The organism is Amedibacillus sp. YH-ame10, assembly GCF_053848885.1.
Genome location: NZ_JBSPFA010000032.1, coordinates 12,202 through 30,571 on the forward strand (window position 1 = coordinate 12,202; position 18,370 = coordinate 30,571).

At 33.8% G+C, this 18,370-nt stretch carries 17 protein-coding genes and 1 tRNA gene; 2 read left to right on the plus strand and 16 right to left on the minus strand.

Translation table 11 applies throughout. The features are described from left to right. Positions 1-97 precede the first annotated feature (97 nt). From ACWG42_RS12410 to hpf, 8 genes are all read right to left on the minus strand, one after another. Positions 98-997 (minus strand): AEC family transporter, encoded by a 900-nt coding sequence (locus ACWG42_RS12410; RefSeq protein WP_455792797.1) that lies wholly within the window; start codon positions 995-997, stop codon positions 98-100. 20 nt (positions 998-1,017) lie between these two features. After that, positions 1,018-1,779 carry a ChbG/HpnK family deacetylase gene (locus ACWG42_RS12415; RefSeq protein WP_455792772.1) on the minus strand — a complete coding sequence of 254 codons (762 nt, stop codon included), beginning with the start codon at positions 1,777-1,779 and terminating at the stop codon, positions 1,018-1,020. Positions 1,780-1,781: 2 nt separating this feature from the next. After that, positions 1,782-3,203, minus strand: a complete 1,422-nt coding sequence (locus ACWG42_RS12420) for a PTS transporter subunit EIIC (protein ID WP_455792774.1) — start codon at positions 3,201-3,203, stop codon at positions 1,782-1,784. Positions 3,204-3,303: 100 nt separating this feature from the next. Then, positions 3,304-4,161 carry a PRD domain-containing protein gene (locus tag ACWG42_RS12425; RefSeq protein WP_455792775.1) on the minus strand — a complete coding sequence of 286 codons (858 nt, stop codon included), beginning with the start codon at positions 4,159-4,161 and terminating at the stop codon, positions 3,304-3,306. 7 nt (positions 4,162-4,168) lie between these two features. Next, positions 4,169-4,639 carry a PTS sugar transporter subunit IIA gene (locus ACWG42_RS12430; protein WP_455792777.1) on the minus strand — a complete coding sequence of 157 codons (471 nt, stop codon included), beginning with the start codon at positions 4,637-4,639 and terminating at the stop codon, positions 4,169-4,171. A 425-nt stretch (positions 4,640-5,064) separates the two neighbouring features. After that, positions 5,065-5,141: transfer RNA gene (locus ACWG42_RS12435), tRNA-Arg, on the minus strand. Between the two features lie 121 nt (positions 5,142-5,262). Beyond that, the gene (locus ACWG42_RS12440) at positions 5,263-5,748 is read right to left on the minus strand and encodes a hypothetical protein (RefSeq protein WP_455792778.1); all 486 of its coding nucleotides are present in this window, start codon (positions 5,746-5,748) and stop codon (positions 5,263-5,265) included. A gap of 77 nt (positions 5,749-5,825) precedes the next feature. Then, positions 5,826-6,359: a ribosome hibernation-promoting factor, HPF/YfiA family gene (hpf, locus tag ACWG42_RS12445; protein ID WP_455792779.1), complete on the minus strand. Its 534-nt coding sequence runs from the start codon at positions 6,357-6,359 to the stop codon at positions 5,826-5,828. 169 nt (positions 6,360-6,528) lie between these two features. On the opposite strand from hpf, the gene ACWG42_RS12450 reads away from it, so the two are divergent. Beyond that, the gene (locus ACWG42_RS12450) at positions 6,529-6,939 is read left to right on the plus strand and encodes a DUF1893 domain-containing protein (protein WP_455792781.1); all 411 of its coding nucleotides are present in this window, start codon (positions 6,529-6,531) and stop codon (positions 6,937-6,939) included. A gap of 169 nt (positions 6,940-7,108) precedes the next feature. Here the strand turns inward: ACWG42_RS12450 and ACWG42_RS12455 are convergent, their stop codons facing one another. From ACWG42_RS12455 to ACWG42_RS12470, 4 genes are all read right to left on the minus strand, one after another. Continuing rightward, positions 7,109-8,866: a histidine kinase dimerization/phospho-acceptor domain-containing protein gene (locus ACWG42_RS12455; RefSeq protein WP_455792783.1), complete on the minus strand. Its 1,758-nt coding sequence runs from the start codon at positions 8,864-8,866 to the stop codon at positions 7,109-7,111. A gap of 97 nt (positions 8,867-8,963) precedes the next feature. Then, entirely contained in the window at positions 8,964-9,656 is a 693-nt protein-coding gene (locus tag ACWG42_RS12460) for a response regulator transcription factor (protein ID WP_455792785.1), read from the minus strand. A gap of 193 nt (positions 9,657-9,849) precedes the next feature. Beyond that, entirely contained in the window at positions 9,850-10,785 is a 936-nt protein-coding gene (locus ACWG42_RS12465; RefSeq protein WP_455792787.1) for a dipeptidase, read from the minus strand. A gap of 59 nt (positions 10,786-10,844) precedes the next feature. Beyond that, on the minus strand, positions 10,845-11,822 hold the full coding sequence (locus tag ACWG42_RS12470; RefSeq protein ID WP_455792788.1) for a zinc dependent phospholipase C family protein: 978 nt from the start codon (positions 11,820-11,822) through the stop codon (positions 10,845-10,847). A gap of 265 nt (positions 11,823-12,087) precedes the next feature. Between ACWG42_RS12470 and ACWG42_RS12475 the strand changes: the two genes are divergently transcribed. After that, entirely contained in the window at positions 12,088-13,968 is a 1,881-nt protein-coding gene (locus tag ACWG42_RS12475; RefSeq protein ID WP_455792789.1) for a peptidoglycan-binding protein, read from the plus strand. A gap of 25 nt (positions 13,969-13,993) precedes the next feature. On the opposite strand, the gene ACWG42_RS12480 is transcribed toward ACWG42_RS12475, so the two are convergent. The 4 genes from ACWG42_RS12480 to ACWG42_RS12495 form a co-directional block, all read right to left on the minus strand. Then, positions 13,994-14,737 carry an LrgB family protein gene (locus ACWG42_RS12480; RefSeq protein WP_455792790.1) on the minus strand — a complete coding sequence of 248 codons (744 nt, stop codon included), beginning with the start codon at positions 14,735-14,737 and terminating at the stop codon, positions 13,994-13,996. Next, entirely contained in the window at positions 14,698-15,048 is a 351-nt protein-coding gene (locus ACWG42_RS12485; RefSeq protein ID WP_455792792.1) for a CidA/LrgA family protein, read from the minus strand. Before ACWG42_RS12485 ends, ACWG42_RS12480 begins: the two co-directional genes overlap by 40 nt. Before the next feature lie 9 nt (positions 15,049-15,057). After that, on the minus strand, positions 15,058-16,917 hold the full coding sequence (locus tag ACWG42_RS12490) for a YgiQ family radical SAM protein (RefSeq protein ID WP_455792793.1): 1,860 nt from the start codon (positions 16,915-16,917) through the stop codon (positions 15,058-15,060). 365 nt (positions 16,918-17,282) lie between these two features. Next, positions 17,283-17,744 carry a hypothetical protein gene (locus ACWG42_RS12495; RefSeq protein ID WP_455792795.1) on the minus strand — a complete coding sequence of 154 codons (462 nt, stop codon included), beginning with the start codon at positions 17,742-17,744 and terminating at the stop codon, positions 17,283-17,285. Positions 17,745-18,370: the final 626 nt, after the last annotated feature.

Here is an 18,370-nt window from a genome sequence, read left to right on the forward strand (position 1 = left end):
TTGATCTTACAGTTAAATTTTAAATAGAAAAACGTGCTACGCGCACGCATTCTGTATGTATACGATTATAAACGACTGTATAAAGTAAATGCCAATATTATACGAAACAACTGTTTAAAAACAAAACAAGATGGTATTGTAAAGGGATTGTGAAAACACAAAGTATACTTGTGAGAATAGATACATGCCCTACCAAATCTATATTCTTGTTATAAAGACTTGCATAAACAATGGTATTGGATGGTATTGGCATAGCCATCATCAAAACTAATATAATTTGAAACAATATTGGAATATGAAACAGATTTAAAATCAAACAATATATACAAGGTAGTATCATTAACTTAATAGTTGTAAAGAGCAATGCTTGTTTATCCGTTATTACTTTTAGAATATTATGTCCATATAAAGATATACCGATAATCATCATTGCAAGTGGGGTTGTTACATTACTCAATGAGCGCAATGGCATAATAAGGACTTCAGGAATTTGAATATTGAAAACACATATCAATAACGCAATAAAGGACGCTATAATAGGTGCATTCATCAATTTTTTTATCGTAAATTTGCTTTGATTATTCATCAACTGCTCACCATAAGAAAACATCATCAAATTGCTTGGAATGAGAAATAATACTGCATACAGTAATGCTTTCTCTCCTAAAATTGCTTGTAATACAGGAAATCCCATAAAACCGATATTTGAAAACATATACATGAATTGAAATAGATTTGCATCCTTTGTTATTTTAAAGGTTTTAACAACTATTTTGGCAATACATGCACACATGATATTAAACAACATGAATCCAACCAAATACAGTAATAGCATATTGTAGGAAAGTGAGTTATCTTGCATCACTGATACGATTACAGTAGCAGGTATGCCTATGTTTAAGACAATTTTAGATATGATAGGAACGCTTATTTCATTAAGCATTCCTACCCTTCTACATAGATACCCTACGAACATCATAATTAGTAAAACGAACATTTGTTGGATGATTGCTAAACTCAAAACTTAACACCCCTTACGAAATCTTTGTACGTCACGAATTCGATGTTATCCTTATCTGAAACGATGTTATCTAAATGCATTATAAATTCAACCTCCATTTCCCTCGCTTTTAATAATGATGAATTTTCGCATAAATATGTATCGATATAACCTGGATGTAAAATCATTACCTCACACCCCTCACGCCTATTTGAACATATCTTTTGAAAACATTGCATTGGATGATAATTATCGCTCATGCTTTCCATCCAGAAATATAAAGGAATTTCTTTGATCATAAGTGCATCATCATGATGGATTAGCGATGGAATAAACAAGACGTTATGTTTTTTTGCCACTACTTCAATTGCTTTTAGATATACAGTATGCAAGAGCGCATGTCCTTCCATGTAATCTGGTTTACGATTTGCTAACTCTTTAAATTTTTGGTACTGCTCCTCAACTTCCAGACATACTTCATCATGTTTCAAACACGAATCATATACGTCCTTATTAAGTTTAACAAAATGCCCATTTTTCGAAATAAAACTCAAATTCCCCTCTTTAGAAAGTCTTTTTCCTGAAGTTATATTTACATGTAATCCTAAACAAACATCCTCATCTTTTAAAAGATTTATTCCAGTTTGAGAATATGTTGTATTCACTATGCACCCAATCGTTTTTAGTACACCTTGTTTTACACAATCATAAATACCCATATTTATACCTTCACTATAGCCTAGATCGTCAGCTCTTAAAAGGATTTTTTTACGAGGCATGGTTAAACCTTACTCACGTTTTCATCATAATTGTCACTGATAAAGAAGGTTACGATTGCAGCAACCACAAAGGCAATGACAGCGGCAATAATTCCATTTATGAAATTCATGTTTCCTCCACCCACAAAATCTAATAAACTTAAGAAATTGCCCACTGGTATAATTTGATAAGCAGTAAGACCAGTAATTCCTGCATATAGACCTCCAGCAAAACCACCAGCAATCATACCAATCAAAGCTTTTACATATCGCAAACCAATTCCATATAACCCTGGTTCTGTTATACCTCCGATTAATTGCGCAACGATATAAGATAACGATAGGGATTTATCCTTCACATTCTTTTGTCTAAGAAGAGCACCTAAACACATTCCTCCGACGGAAAATGCTGCACAACTGGATGCTAAAACAAATGACTCTTGTCCTGCTTCTGCCATAACTACCATACTGGTTGTAATAAGAAGCCAATGCATTCCTGTCATCACCAAGAATTGCCAAGTTGCAGCTATCAACGCAATTGCTAATATTTTTGTGATTCCACCAGATTGTCCCATAAACATAAAGAAGTTAGATATATACTCTCCTAAGAAGTGTCCCGCTGGACCAAATATACACAATGCAAGTGGTAACATGATTAAGATTGTCAAAAATGGACAAAAAACCGTTTTTAATACAGCAGGAATATAGTTGTTTAATACTTTTTCTACATACGACAATACCCATACAGAAAGTATAGAAGGAATGATGCTTGATGTGTAATTTTGAACTAGACTAGGTATTCCTAATACCGTGAAACCTTTCCCCTCACTAGCCATTGCCAAGAAGGTAGGATGTATTAATATAGCTCCCATCAAAATACCTAAGATTGGACTAGCTCCAAACTTCTTTGCAGCGGTGTAGCCAACAGCAATTGGCAAGAAATAAAATGGAGTATCTCCAACAAATGTAAATAATATAAATACATCGCTTGTTTCAGAGATTGCATTTAACATATTAGCGCCTAATACAGCAGTTAAGGTTTTAAATATTGCTGAAACAATTAACATCGGAATGATTGGTGTTAAACAACCAGAAAATCCATCCAATATTGCACTTCCTATTTCCTTAAAACCCTTCTTTTTAACCGATGTTTCTTTATCCGCTTCCTTTGGTAATTGATCATCTGTTATTTCAATTTTGGTATTGATAATTTTATAAACTTCATCTACATCTTGTCCGATAATAATTTGTAATTGTCCTCCTTGCCATTGACAGCCCATGACGCCATCAAGATTTTCTATTTCTTCTATTCTTGCAACGGATTTATCCTTTAAAACAAATCTTAAACGAGTAACACAGTGCGTTAAAAAGCTTACATTATCCTGACTTCCTATGCATTCAATAATTTGATCAGCAAGTTGGATATAGTTGTTATTTTTCATCATAAATTTCTCCTTAATATATTTTATATACAAAACAATATAAGCGCGCATTACATTGTATTTGCCAAATAAAAACCCAAACAAAAATAAAACAAAAATAGTTTTATATGTTCGGGGTTATGCCCTTTCGGTTACAGTCCACTCTATCACATAATCGATTGATATGCAAAATTAAATATATTTTTTCTTCATCATCTAGGATGATGTTTTCTTCTTTCATTAAATAGTTGCTAATTTCCATGGAACAATGGAATGCAGTAGGAAATCCTTCCCTAAGCGATTGATACATTTTTATATTATCACTTTCTATATTTTTCCCATCTTTTGTACGTTGATATAAGTATCGTATATGACTTACAAAGCGCGAATAATTAAACGAATCTTTTGCAATCGTTACACTCATGAAATTTTCTATGATTTCTGTAAATACTTGTATCCACCTTTGGAAATCTTCTTCTGTATTAGAAAATTCCATATTCATTTGAGAATTGATGATATTCAATGCAATCCCAAAGATTTCTTCTTTTGGCAAAGCGATTCCAAGTTCATCTTCTATGACATGTAGTCCAAATTCAGCGATATCAAACTCTAGTGGATACAACTGTTGTAAATCATAATACATAGGCATTTTCAATGATATATTTTTTTCCCATCGTTGTATGCTAAATGCGATATGATCCGCTAATATAAAAGGAAGATTAGGATTCATCGTGCAATTGATTCTTTCACGAATGTGTTTATGTATAACATTTGCTACAAAGACGACTTCATAGGGTATTTCTGTAAGCAACTCGATATAGCGTTCATCAAAATCATAATACGAGCGAGTTACCAACTTCAAATTGGATAATTCACAAGGCATTTTTTGAAATCCGATTCCTTTTCCTTCAACAATAATCGTTTCCCCACGATTATCTAATGCCAAAGCGAAATTATTATTTATCTTTTTTAAAAGTTTCATACTTACCTCACATATTTCTCAAAATACAATCTTCATTTGAAACAAGCATATCTATGCATTCTTTTTGATATGTATTACCCACTTGTTTTGTCACAACAATCATTGTTGTCATATCTATGTTTTTCTTTTTCATGAAATCGCCATCAAAGCGAATAATTTCTTGTCCCTTTTTCACAGTTTCATGAAGACATTTACAAGCAGTAAACCCTTCACCATTCAATTCAACAGTATCAATTCCAATATGAATTAGCAATTCATTACCATTTTTCATTCGAATACCAAATGCGTGTAATGTATTGAATAACATAATAATTTCTCCATCTGCTGGTGAACAAATCACATTATTACTAGGAATGATTGCAACTCCATCACCAAGCATTTTTTCAGCGAATGTTCGATCATTTACCAATTCTATATCGATGCATTTTCCATTTACAGGCGCATATACATCATACTTACCAGATTTATTAAACCACATGTGTATCACCTCCCAGAATAACAAAAAAACTCTCCACATGGCAACCAAAAATATCAAAACGATACATTGTATGGTTATGCCTCCCGAAGAGTTACAGTCCTTTTACAAATCAATAGTATATCAAACAAAAAAGAATGTCAATAATTTTAAGCAAATTTAACTTTTTCCATTTAAATATTTGAACTCGACCTTTTGATGAGTCGCATATCGAGTAGCGACACACATTTGAACTTGATCTTATTTTAGTTACTCTTCAAGTGGCAACAAGTATTTGAGAAATATGTTCTTTGTTTACATTACTATCCAATGTGTGTTTTGTCAATATGTTCTATTCAAATGGAGTTATCATAATAGTATCTGCCACATGTATGCCAACTCATTAATTTGCATAAAAAAACCTGAAGATTATCAGGTTGTTTTATAAATGGCGTCCACAGCAGGATTCGAACCTGCGACCGCACGCTTAGAAGGCGTGTGCTCTATCCAGCTGAGCTATGTAGACAGAAGTTTCTTTTAGTGCCTAACTATAATACCAAATTTCTCCGTATATTTCAACCGTTAATTTTGAATTCTGCTTGTTCCTTATAAAAGAAGAGATAGTTAGAGATAGAAAAGCGATAGGATTATACAATCTCTACCGCAAATTTATGACACAATTCTACATATTGAGCTACTAGAAATGGGTTCTTTATATCTTGTTCATCTAAACCTTGATAAACAAATAGCTCATCATATAGAACATCACTTCCCTCTATATGAAAGTATCCACTATTCATCTCTACGCCAACAAAAATCTCACTTTCTTTAAACACCTCCGCTCGTTGTTCAAATACATGATGCGAACTAGCATTATCTTCAAGTTGATAAAGTTGTACACACATTGGTGTATTCGGTTGTACTTTCTCTAGATTGTGTTCATTCATCAAAACTTCTTTTTGAATAGCTTGTTGCCACTCTTCGTTCTCAAACGAAATACATGCATACTTTTCTTGTAGATAAGCAATCATTTCTTGAGCGGATTTTCGTGATGGTGTAATCAAGCGATGATATTGTTCGAATATTTCTTTCCATGATTGGACATCTTCCTTAGTAGCTGGTCTCATAAACATAAGAACACCTCCCCTTTTCTTGTATTGTATCATCCCTTATTCCATAAGAAAAGAGCCTCTTAGAGACTCTTATAAACTTATTCTGTTTCAATCAAACCATAACCGCCATCGTTACGTTTATAAACAACTGCAATTTCATGAGTTTCATCATCACGATAAATAAAGAAATTATGATTTAACATTTCCATACGCATAATTGCTTCATCTAATTCCATTGTATCTGGAATAATAGATTTTGTACGTACGACTTCATCTTCTCCATTGTAGCTTTCTTCAAATTCCATTTCTTCTAAGAATGCATGAGCTAATTTCTCTTTATTCTTTCTAGTAAGTCTTGTTTTTTGACGACGAATCTGATCTTCTAACTTGTCAATTGCTAAATCAATTGCCGCATATAAATCATCATGTACGACTTCGGTACGAAGTACCGCAAATTTCGTAGGAATGGTCACCTCAATTTTTTGTTTGGTTGGATAAACTCGAACAACTACATTAGCGACAACGTTTTCTTCGATCATGAAGTACTTTTCAAGATGATCTAGCTTCTTCTCGATCTTCTCAGCGATTGCCGGTGTAACTGTAATGTTCTTGCCGTAGATTTGGACTTTCATATAAAATCCCTCCTTGTTTCTATAAACATATTATACGTTAAAAAAATGGTTTTAATAGTCTTACATTTTGTGAAATTTTGTGGTAAACTATAGTTGTATCGGGCGACTCCTGTTGATCGCTTTTTTTATACATTTTTTGTAAAGTTATAGAACGGAAATGAGGAAGCCTATGGAAAATTTAATGCACATACTCACAAGTAATGAATATTCTTGCGTCCTATCACAAAATGGAAATATTTATACAGAGGTAAAACATGGCATATTGCCTATCTTACAATTCCTTGAGGAAGGAAAATTAAAAGATAGTTATGTTGCGGACAAAGTCATTGGAAAAGCTGCCGCAATGATGATGGTCCTTGGTGGTGTTAAAGAAGTAGAAACTTTGGTAATCAGTGAACATGCCTATCAATTTTTTATTACCCATCAAATTCCAATTCAATATTCAGAAAAAGTCCCATATATCATAAATCGTAAAAAAGATGGTATGTGCCCTATGGAAGAAACGGTATTACATATCGATGATTTACAAGAAGCTCGTGATGCTTTACAAGTTAAACTAGCGTCCTTACGTATCAAGTAAAAGGTCGCCACATAGAATAAGTTTCATTTATAACATTCTGTGTGGTGACCTTTTACATTTTCTTAGCTATTGCTGCACTAAATTCAAAACTTAAACCTTTCGATTTGTATTTAGCTTCAAGCATAAGAATCTATCTTTTTTTTAGTTTGGTTTGATGTATAGTATGATTTTATCTCTCTATCTTGAAGTAAAGTTTAATTTCAAAGCACTCTTCATCGAATAACTCCACCTCCCCTTGCATCGAATGCATCATTTTTTCAATGCTTTTTAAGCCTAAATGACTGCTTTTATAATCGTCTCTTTTTTTATTCTTTTGATTTTTAAATGCAAGCATAATATATTTATTATATAGTTCGAAGCTACATATAATTGGCTTAGAAGGTTCTGCATATTTGATGATATTAGAAACGATATTATTAAATATACGTTTCATAAGATTTACATTTCCATAAATATCCAAACTTATATCTATACTCTTTATTATATCTAAGCAAAATCCTTTTATTTCTAAATATTCTTTGTTCTCATTCAATAAAGCGAATACATCCCCCAATGAAACATACTTCATATCGACTTCATTCTTACTGTCAGGCACAGAAGAACACATAAACATTTCATCTGAAAGTTTCTTAATCTCATCTATTTTTCCAATACAATTTTGTAGATATTCTGCATACCTTTCAGGATTTCCTTTTTGTAATTGCATAATTTCAATATATGATTTTAAAGCTGTCAAAGGAGTTCGTAAATCATGAGATAAAGTTTCTATTAATTTCTTATTTGCTTCTTTCCTTTTTTCTTCATTGTTTTGAGTTTCTACGTGTGATAGTCGCATTTGTTCTATATGATAGCCTAGCGAGGCAAGTTCATCATCCCCTTTCGTGATAATTTCATACTCCCAAATCCCAGTAGCTAGCATTTGAATATCATTTTGCAACTTCATAATTTCTCTAACTTTTTTGTACACAAAATGAAACAATACAATTAGAAAAAAGCTTAAAGATATCATCGAAATCATAATCAAATAGATGTTCATATAAGAAACTACAGGATAGTCATAAATAAGTAATTGAAATGTTTGATTTTTAGTAGAGATTGGTAGATTATAAAAATATGGTGTTGTTATAATTTTTATATCATAATTGGTGTCCTTTAAAAACCATTTATATCCTTGGATATCTGGATTATTTGCATAATAATCATTTCCATATTCATCATACAAATAGCTCTCATAGTTTTCTAAATTCAAGCTTGTTAACAACTTTGTAACTTCCTTATCACTAAATGTTTCTAAAGGAACATTCACTAAGGTTTCTTTCATGCGTTGAATATACACAGACGGTTCATGTTTTGGAGAATGAAATTCCGCCATATATTCAAAAAAAATATATCGATTTTCAAACATAAACAAGAATAAGCCGAGTGCAATCAAAACAGAAAAAAGATTCAATAATACTAGTTTGCTATATAGGCTCGTTAAAAAGCGTAATCTTGTAGAATTCACATGCCTTTCAAATATTTTTGCATCTTCGATTTTCTTACGTATATGTCTGTATAAACAGCCACAAAGAAAAGTGATTAGAAATGAAATCACAAATGCTAAACATCGATAGGATATCAAATACTTTGTGAATTTTGGATAAAGGTCAATACTAATAACATCATTACTAAAAGGAATTCGAATACTTTGCGCATATTTAGTAGAGTGCTTCGTTGGGGCATATCCATCTGAATAAAGCCGAAAAGGATTTTCATCATTTCCTATCACATAGAGAATATATGTATAATCAGGAAGATATTTTTCCATAACTTCTTTTATGATATCTATGTTATCATTTTCTGCTTTTATTCCTATAAACTCTTTCGAAAGGTGATCCATATCTTCACGAGAGATTGAAAATGAGATGTTGTTATTTTTTTTGAGCATGTCCAAGAGATCGTAACGATAAGAGTACGTAATAAAAAAGCTTAGAAGTAGTATACAAAGAAATCCGTAGATTCGAATACATTTTTTCCCTATTTGTTTAATCACAGCGATACCCCTTTCCCCAAATTGTTCTAATAATTTTGGGATTTTGTGGATCTACCTCTATTTTTTTTCTAAGATTTGCAATATGTACCATAATTGTATTATTTGCGCCGAAGTAATAATTATCTCCCCAAACAGTTTCATATAACGCTTTCACTGTAATAATCTCTCCACGTCTTTTGATAAATGATGCAAGAATATCAAATTCCAATGTCGTTAAGTTGAGGTCTTTTTGATCCCTATATACTTTTTCTGTTGCCTTGTCTATTTTAATTCCGTGAATAAATTGAATAGAATTTTGTTCTACTCTTTCCCTATTATATTCGTGATACCTTCTAATAAGAGCTTTTACTTTGCTTAATAATTCAACATAAGAAAAAGGTTTCACTAAATAATCATCACCACCACAGTCGATACCTAATATCTTATCGTCTTCTTGTGATTTCGCACTCAGAAATAAAATAGGTGCGTTGCTGAATTCACGAATCCTAGTACATGTCTGATATCCGTCCATAAAAGGCATCATCACATCTAAAATTATGACATCATACATATCACGCTTTACCATCTCTATCGTTTCTTCTCCATTTTGAGCTTCGTAGACTGCATACCCTTCACCTGATAACAAGATAGATACGAGTTCCCTTATTTCTTTATGATCATCAACAACCAGTATTTTCGACAACATAATTTCACTCCTTTTTCTTTATTATATCTTACCATTTGATATAGACTGCGGTTACTTAAGATTTCTTTAGAATCTATCTTATAAAAGAGATATTCACTCTTTGACCTTGCGTTCATTGAACCAAAAGACATATTTCAGTTTGCATAAAAAATGGTATAGAATATCATCATATGATTTCCTATACCATCCCTTTTTATATTATTTTCGCAAGAAAGCGTAACGCATTCCCTAGTGCAATCATCGCAACATTGATTTCATCTAACTCTTTATCCATTTCTTTTAGTAACGCTTGTGTAAACGACGCATCATTCAAATCTTTTACATGTATTTCATCGTATCCTTCATAGAAATCCATATAATCAAGACCCAGACAGATACGATCCATTCCTATGACATCTCCAATATACTTCATATGTTCGATCATATGCTTCATATCCTGTTTTTCTTTATCTTCGTGAACAAAGAAAGGTGCACTAACAATTCCTATAATTCCTTGATGTTCTTGAATCGCCTTCATTTGATCTTTGTATAAATTGCGAGGATGTTCACATAGATCTCTTGCGTTTGAGTGAGTAGCTAGTACAACTGCATTTTTATATTGCATAATATCCCAAAACGTTTTCTCATTGGCATGAGATACATCGATGCCCATATTTAATTCCATCATTTTTTCAATGACTTCTCTCCCCATTTCGCTAAGTCCATGTTCTTTGTTTCCTCGTACACCACTTGCTAATGCATTTTCATCATTCCAACATAAGGATGCAATACGTACGCCTTGTTGGTACAACCATTCTACCTTTGAACCAGCATCCTCTCGTATTCCACACATTCCTTCAACAGTAATGATTGCCTTTATGTGTCCATTATCGAGAAGTAGCGTATCTTTATCAAGTATTAAATCTACATCCTCACAACTTGCGATTTCTTCTTTTAAAGCAAGGATCATTTCTTGCATATCTTGCCAAGATTCTTCTCCTTCAAAATTACAGGCCATACAAAGAAAGCTTACGCCTCCTTTTCTTAATTTATCTACATGAAATCTTTTTAGGATATCTCCATGATATCCTTGTTTTCTTTTTTGCATGACATCATACCCAATATCTGCATGCATATCGAATACTTCCATTTTTTTCACACTCCTATATATTCTATACTATATGAAAACACCTGTACTTGGTACAGATGTTATGCTTCATAAATAATATCAAAAAACTTCATTTCGCGTTCACCGCTCATACCACTATCGTATGCTTGATCTTGTAGTTCCTCGCACAACGTAGTTGTAGGTGCACCATATTCGATACAACCATATGCTTTTTCAATCACACAAAGTGCGATATCTGCGGCTTCTTCAAACAATTCCATAAACGATGCATTACTTGAGATATGATCATCACAAGGATGAAACCAAAGAGTATGATGTTCATTTAAAATATCAAATCGATCATCAATCTTACGTTTCACAACATTTCCAGAGATTGCCCAAGGTTTACGCAATATCGTTTCCACACTCTTCAATGCATAATACTTGATATGTTTTGGATCGTATAACATCTTTTGAATATCTTGCCAAGAATCTAACGCGTTACGCAATTCATTTACTTTCACTTCCGTATGATATACCTTCTTTGCGACTGGTACATATATACGAGCGATTGCCTTTAACATATCTTCATCATAAGCACACATCTCATGACTTCTAAATTCTGTAATATCAATGCCTTTTACTTTATCTAGCATCATGGTATCCATCATGGATTCAAATCGATGATGATACCCTGCGCTCAAACCTTTACAGTTTCCCGTACGATAGAAAACATAGGGATGTGCAGTTTTATCGAGTGCCCAGTGGCATAAATGACCAAACAGATACGCCATCATAGTTTCTTTCGTAACTTCATCTTGTTGTTGTTTTACACACTCTATTGCCGTGCTATAAAATTCATTGATCAAGCTTGCATGCATTTGACTACCTAATCGATTCAATTTATGAGAGCGATGAGCATGCCATGGCTTACTATTGGAAAAGAATAAAAAATCTGGCCCATTACATCCTATATAGAAAATCTGTGGATGTTGTTCAATAATTCTTTTAATATCTTGTTTACGTAATTGTGTAAACACACGTTCTGCGAATAATTTATGCGTGATAATATTTGGCATATTGCTCACTCCTTTATCAACATGTTTATTATACCACATCGATGGATTTCTATCGTAGCATTTTTCTTACAAATTTCTACCTCCATAGGCATTCATACCATGCCATTTTACCCAACTCACATACCGTAATGTAGGGGGTGATCGTATCGCAACTGGATTCTTACAGATAAAGACAACCATTACAAGTGAAGCTTTTCCTATTGGTGAAGTGTATCTTCGTATCTTTCAAAAGAAGAATGGTTGTCTAGTCTATGAAGATTTTTTTATGAGCGATAAGACTGGGATGAGTATGGACATTGCACTCTTTGTACCTGCATCTTGTGATGCCTTAACAGAAGGTGCAAAGGAAGCTTATGCAACGTATCATTTAGAGGTGCGTAAGCTTGGATTTAGAACGCAAAGAATCGAAGGTATTCAAGTTTTTGCGAACATACATTCTACCATATCTATCCCTATGATTCCTTGCGAACAAAATTTGTTTCATGAGGACTATGTTTCTATAATCCCTATGCATCAATTACAAACTTCGCAAAGTGAATGTAGAGCCAGTTCACCTTCCATGGAACTACAAGGAGGAAAGACCATCATGTTACGTGAAGTCATCATCCCAACAAATATTACCGTTCATTTAGGAAGACCTACTAGTAACGCTGAAAACCTGACGGTACCATTTATATACTATTTGAAAAATGTAGCAAGTTCAGAAGTTTATCCTACCTGGCCGTATGAAGCACTGAAAGCCAACATCTGGGCACAAATTTCATTGGTATTAAATCGAGTATTTACTGAATGGTATCCAAGTCAGGGCTACAATTTCGATATTACCAACTCGACTGCTTATGACCAGGCATTCGTAAAGAATCGTAATATTTATGACAATATTTCTGCGATTGTTGATGAAGTATTTAATGAATACTTGCAGAAAAGAAACTTTCAAGAACCATTCTATGCGGAATATTGTGATGGAAAAATCGCACAATGTCCTGGCATGAAACAATGGGGTACCTTAGACCTTGCGAATCGTGGATATGATGCATTGCGCATTTTACGTTATTATTATGGAGATCAAGTGCGTATCATATCCAGTGATAATATTCAGGCAATTCAATCGTCTTATCCAGGCACTCCATTACGTCTAGGGGATCGAGGTCCTGTGGTATCACAACTACAAGCCCAATTGAATGGCATCGCCATCAACTATCCTAATATCAAACCTATTTTTCCAGTGAACGGTATCTTTACTCCCACCATGGAAGCAGCTGTGCGTGTATTTCAAAGACAATTCAATCTTACCGTAGATGGTATTGTAGGAAGAGCCACATATTACAAAATAAGCTTTGTTTATGTAGCTGTAAGAAAGTTAGCGGAATTAGGTTCTTTGGGACATTTAGCAAACTTATATAGTGGTGAGTGGCAAGGCAGCGTATTACGTGTTGGAAATCGCGGCGTAGAAACGCAACTTATGCAATACTACCTTTCTTCTATTTCTTTATTTTATCCTGAGATTCCAACAGTATCCATTGATGGTAGATTTGGAAGTACTACAGAAAATGCCGTACTTGCCTTCCAAAGAAGATTTGGGCTTACTGCCGATGGACTTGTTGGACAAGCTACTTGGGAGAGAATTTATGAAATATACACATCTATAGAGAATCAGATACCAAATACGAATACACCCCCTTACCCTGGAACACCTTTGCAACTTGGAAGTGTAGGAGATAGCGTTCTTGCTTTACAGAATGCTTTGATTACCATCAACAAACAATACCCTAGTATTCCTCTTGTAGTAGCGGATGGAATCTTTGGCTCACGTACAGAAGATGCCGTACGTGAATATCAAAGTCTCTTTAATTTAGGAGTGGATGGAATTGTAGGTCCTTCTACATGGGATAGCATATTTAAAACTGCCCAGCAAATAGAAAATGGAAGTAATTCTTCATTGACTTCCATAACAGATTTACAAAATCAACTACAAAGTGTTGCGAGCGTGTATCCTGCCATGCCTAGTGTATCCCTCACAAACACCTATGATGAACAAACAAGAAATGCAATAAAAGCATTTCAACGCATGATGGGCTTACCTGTTCATGGGGAAAGTGATGAACTTACACAGGATGTATTATCACAAATTAGCGAAGAATTATAAAAGAGGCATTCAAATTGCCTCTTCTTTAGTTGAAAATCTGTTGTATCAATGCCCAAAATGTTGGCGCCAACAAAACCGTAAGAATCCCTGTAACCCCAATAGCTAAGGAACTCATAGCCCCTTCAACCTTCCCCATACTAATCGCTTTTGTCGTACCGATTGCATGTGCACTAGCCCCTAATGCAATACCTCTTGCAATCGGATATTTGATACGAAATAAACGAAATACAAAATCAGACATCACCGCTCCTATGATTCCAGTAATCAAGATTGTCAATACAGTGATAGCAGGAATCCCTCCTAATTCTGCACTTAATTCAATCCCAATCGGAGTCGTAATTGATTTTGGCATCAAACTTGCCGCAATACTCGCATCAAAATGAAACAAATATGCACACAGTGCAGTACTCAATAAACCACTAATCACACCCGCAACAATCCCTATCATAATAGGAAAGAAATAATTCTTTAAACTATGCAAGTGTTGATACAGTGGAACTGCCAGTACCACTGTCGCAGGTCCTAAAAATAGATTGATCATATCTCCCCCTATTTGATATGTTTTCAAATCTATACCCGTACATAATAAACAAATAATAATCAATATAATCGCAACCAATAATGGATTTAAAATCACTAGCTTTGTTTTCTTTTGTATATACAACCCAATTTCAAACGCAACGAGCGATAACAAGATTCCAAACATGGGCGATTGTAGCCATGCATCCATCATTTTGTTTTCTTCTCCATAAAGTGTTGTAGACTCCAACCACTAATCCCCATTGTAAGAAAGGTTGTAATTACACACAACAATAAAATCCAAATCCAATTCTTCGCAATGATGGGAAACACAGAAATCAACGCCACCCCCGCAGGAATGAAGAAGAATGGAAGATGTCCCAGCAAAAAATCAGATACACTATTAATGTATTCTAACTTCACCACACGAAAACGTAACAGTACAACCAATAATACCATACCAATCAGACTACCTGGTATCACTAAACCAAACACTTTGGCACAAAACTCTCCGATATAATACACTCCAAATACAATAATAAGCTCTCTAAAAATCTTCATTTACTTCACCTATCGCTTTTTCTTAGGATATGCCTTTGCATTCCCTTGATTCGTTTTCCCATAAGGTTTGTGTTGGAAAGAGTTTCCAGATTTATGAAATGGAATCAAACACTTTGGTCCATTCCCTATCAAATCCATTCGTCCCGCTTCTTTTAATGCTTTATGAACCAAATCATAATTCTTTGGATATGTAAATTGCATAAGTGCCCTTTGCATTGCTTTTTCTTCATATGTTTTTGCGACATACACAGGCTTCATTGTTTTTGGATCCAATCCCGTATAATACATACAGGTTGCTGGTGTACCTGGAGTTGGATAGAAATCTTGTACTTGTTTTGGTGTGTAGTGAATCTTTTTTAAGTAACAAGCAAGTTCAATTGCCGCATGTAAATCGGAACCTGGATGAGAACTCATCAAATAAGGCACAATAAATTGATTCATCTGGAATTCTTCATTCTTTGCCTTAAACTTTTCAACAAATTTTAAATATAATTCTTTTCTAGGTTTTCCCATTTTATCCAATACTGCAGGACTAATATGTTCAGGTGCCACCTTTAATTGTCCACTGATATGATGTTTTACAAGTTCATCGAAGAACTCATCGCTTTTATCATACATCAAATAATCATAACGAATGCCTGAGCGAATAAATACTTTCTTAATATTAGGAAGCTCTCGTATCGCACGTAAAATATCTAAGTAACGAGAATGATCTACTTTCATATTATCACAAGGTTTCGGAAATAAGCATTCTTTGTTTTTACACGCTCCATATTCACGTTGTTTATCACATGCTTCTCGAGAGAAATTGGCAGTAGGACCACCAACATCATGAATATATCCTTTAAAATTCGGCATTTCTGTAATACGTTTAGCTTCTTCTACGATATTATCTTTACTACGCGTGGAAATCACACGACCTTGATGATGCGTAATCGCACAAAATGCGCAAGAACCAAAGCACCCTCGATTGCTTACAATGGAGAACTGTACCTCTTCAATAGCAGGTATGTATTTATATTTTGGATGAAACGTTCTCTCATATGGTAAGGAGTATGTAAAATCCATTTCTTCTTGCGACAAAGGCAATGGAGGTTGATTTTGAATAACATACCATCCATCATAAGGCTCTACTAACACATGCGCTGCTATCGCGTCAATGTTTTCATGCTGAACATGAAAGCTTTTCGCATATGTCTTTTTATCCTTCACTACTTCATCAAAACTTGGTAACATAACATAATCACTCAAGTACTCAATGGACTTACTTTTCCAAACAGTTCCACGAAGATAACAAATATCCTTTGCTTCTAAACCACTATTCAACGCATCCGCAAGTTCTACAATGCTATTTTCTCCCATTCCATACAATAACAAATCTGCTTGAGAATCAATAAGAATAGAACGTCGTACTTTATCATCCCAATAATCATAATGAGAAAGTCTTCTTAGACTTGCCTCAATCCCTCCAATGATAACTGCCTTATGCGGAAATAAACGCTTCAAAATCTGTGTATACACAATTGTAGCACGATCTGGTCGTTTTCCCATAACCCCTTCATCACTATAATAATCGCTATCTCTTCTACGCTTTCCAACGGAGTAATGATTTACCATGGAATCAATATTACCAGAAGAAACCAAAAATCCTAAACGTGGTTCACCAAATTGTAAAAATTCTTCATCATTATGCCAATCAGGTTGTGCTAAAATGGCGCAAGTATACCCATATGCTTGTAAGACACGTGTAATGATTGCACACCCAAAAGAAGGATGATCCACATAAGCATCCCCACATACATATACAAAGTCAAAATACTCATACCCCTGTTCAATCATCTCTTCTCGTGTTGTTGGTAAAAATGCCATATACATCACTCCTGTTCTGTTTTACTATAGTACCATACTTTTTCATTTTGTCTATTCACTATATGATTTATTTGTACTAATACATTAATTATATCTTAGAATTTGTTTTCCTTATATCCTTTTTGAACTTTGATAGAACAATTTCCTTAAAACAACAAAGAAAACATAAGATAAAAGTTGCCGTTTTTTTCTCAAGGATGAATATCAATAGATAGCATTACGCAGTATAAAACAATACTATATTTATAGAAAATCATAAGAAAAATAGGAGTATATCCAAGTAGTTAAACCTGGGTTCCCCCTATTGTTCACAATCAGTATCAAATATAGTAATCCAAATGATTTTTAAGATAATAAAACTCAGGTCACTCTAATGTAGTAAAGTCAACAATATCTACTTTGTATTTACCATCAGACTTTTGCAGTTTCATTTCAATAATATCTTCTTCATTATATTTCTCAGATCCGTTCTCATAAGCTATATTACCAATAAGAGTAAACCTGTCATCTTTATCAAATGATGTAAAGGTTTGAACATGGGAATCTCCCCATGAGTTGTCTGTCCCAACGACCGTATGATTTTTTACAATTTCCACATCTACAGCAGTAGATAAATTTTTATCAACATTTTCATCCTCATCAAGGAACAAATAAGCAGTATACACAACATCATATTGTTTTGGTGTGATATGTTCTATAACTATTTTCAAAGACTCTTTTTTCTCGCTGATTGCACACTCCTTAACTGTAACCTCAGTAGATTTTTCAACTTTTGAACAGCCAACTAAAAGCATGATGGATAACAATAAAAATAATGTTTTTTTCATATTTCATCCTCTTTCTGCCCTTAAATTTGAGCGACTTATGAAGATCATAATTCGTTTTTCATGAACTCTCCTTATATATATATTATCATTCTAAATACGCAAAAGCAAAATAATCTTTTACAGTATTAAAGATAGTTTCAAAGATGATTGTTCACGTATAACGATACATCACATTCCCAGCTATTCTCAATATTCTTTACGATTTCAACATCTATATTTCTTTTCGTATCTTCCATATGAATAAACTGTTTTCTTTGGCTAGAAGTTTTCAATACAAATATCCATGATGGACCTTACCCCTAGTTGTATGCCCTGCGTGACACAAAGGAAAAATGACAGCGTACACACTGTCATTTAAGAAGTTAGAGGTTTGGTTGTAAAGTTTCAAGGAAGAATAACGGGAAAGGAACCCATCTCTCTAATTGTTAGTTTTATCTAACTTCTCTTAAAGTATATACAAAAAGTTAGCCCTTGTCAACTTATTTTAACAACTTTTTCTTTCGAATCTCATTCGAAAATGATAATGTCTCAATGTATCAATATTGAAAATGTCCCAATGTAATTTAATAAAAGTATATAATATCTCCTTAAGGGAGGTCATTATGAGAAAGGTTGAATTAAGAATG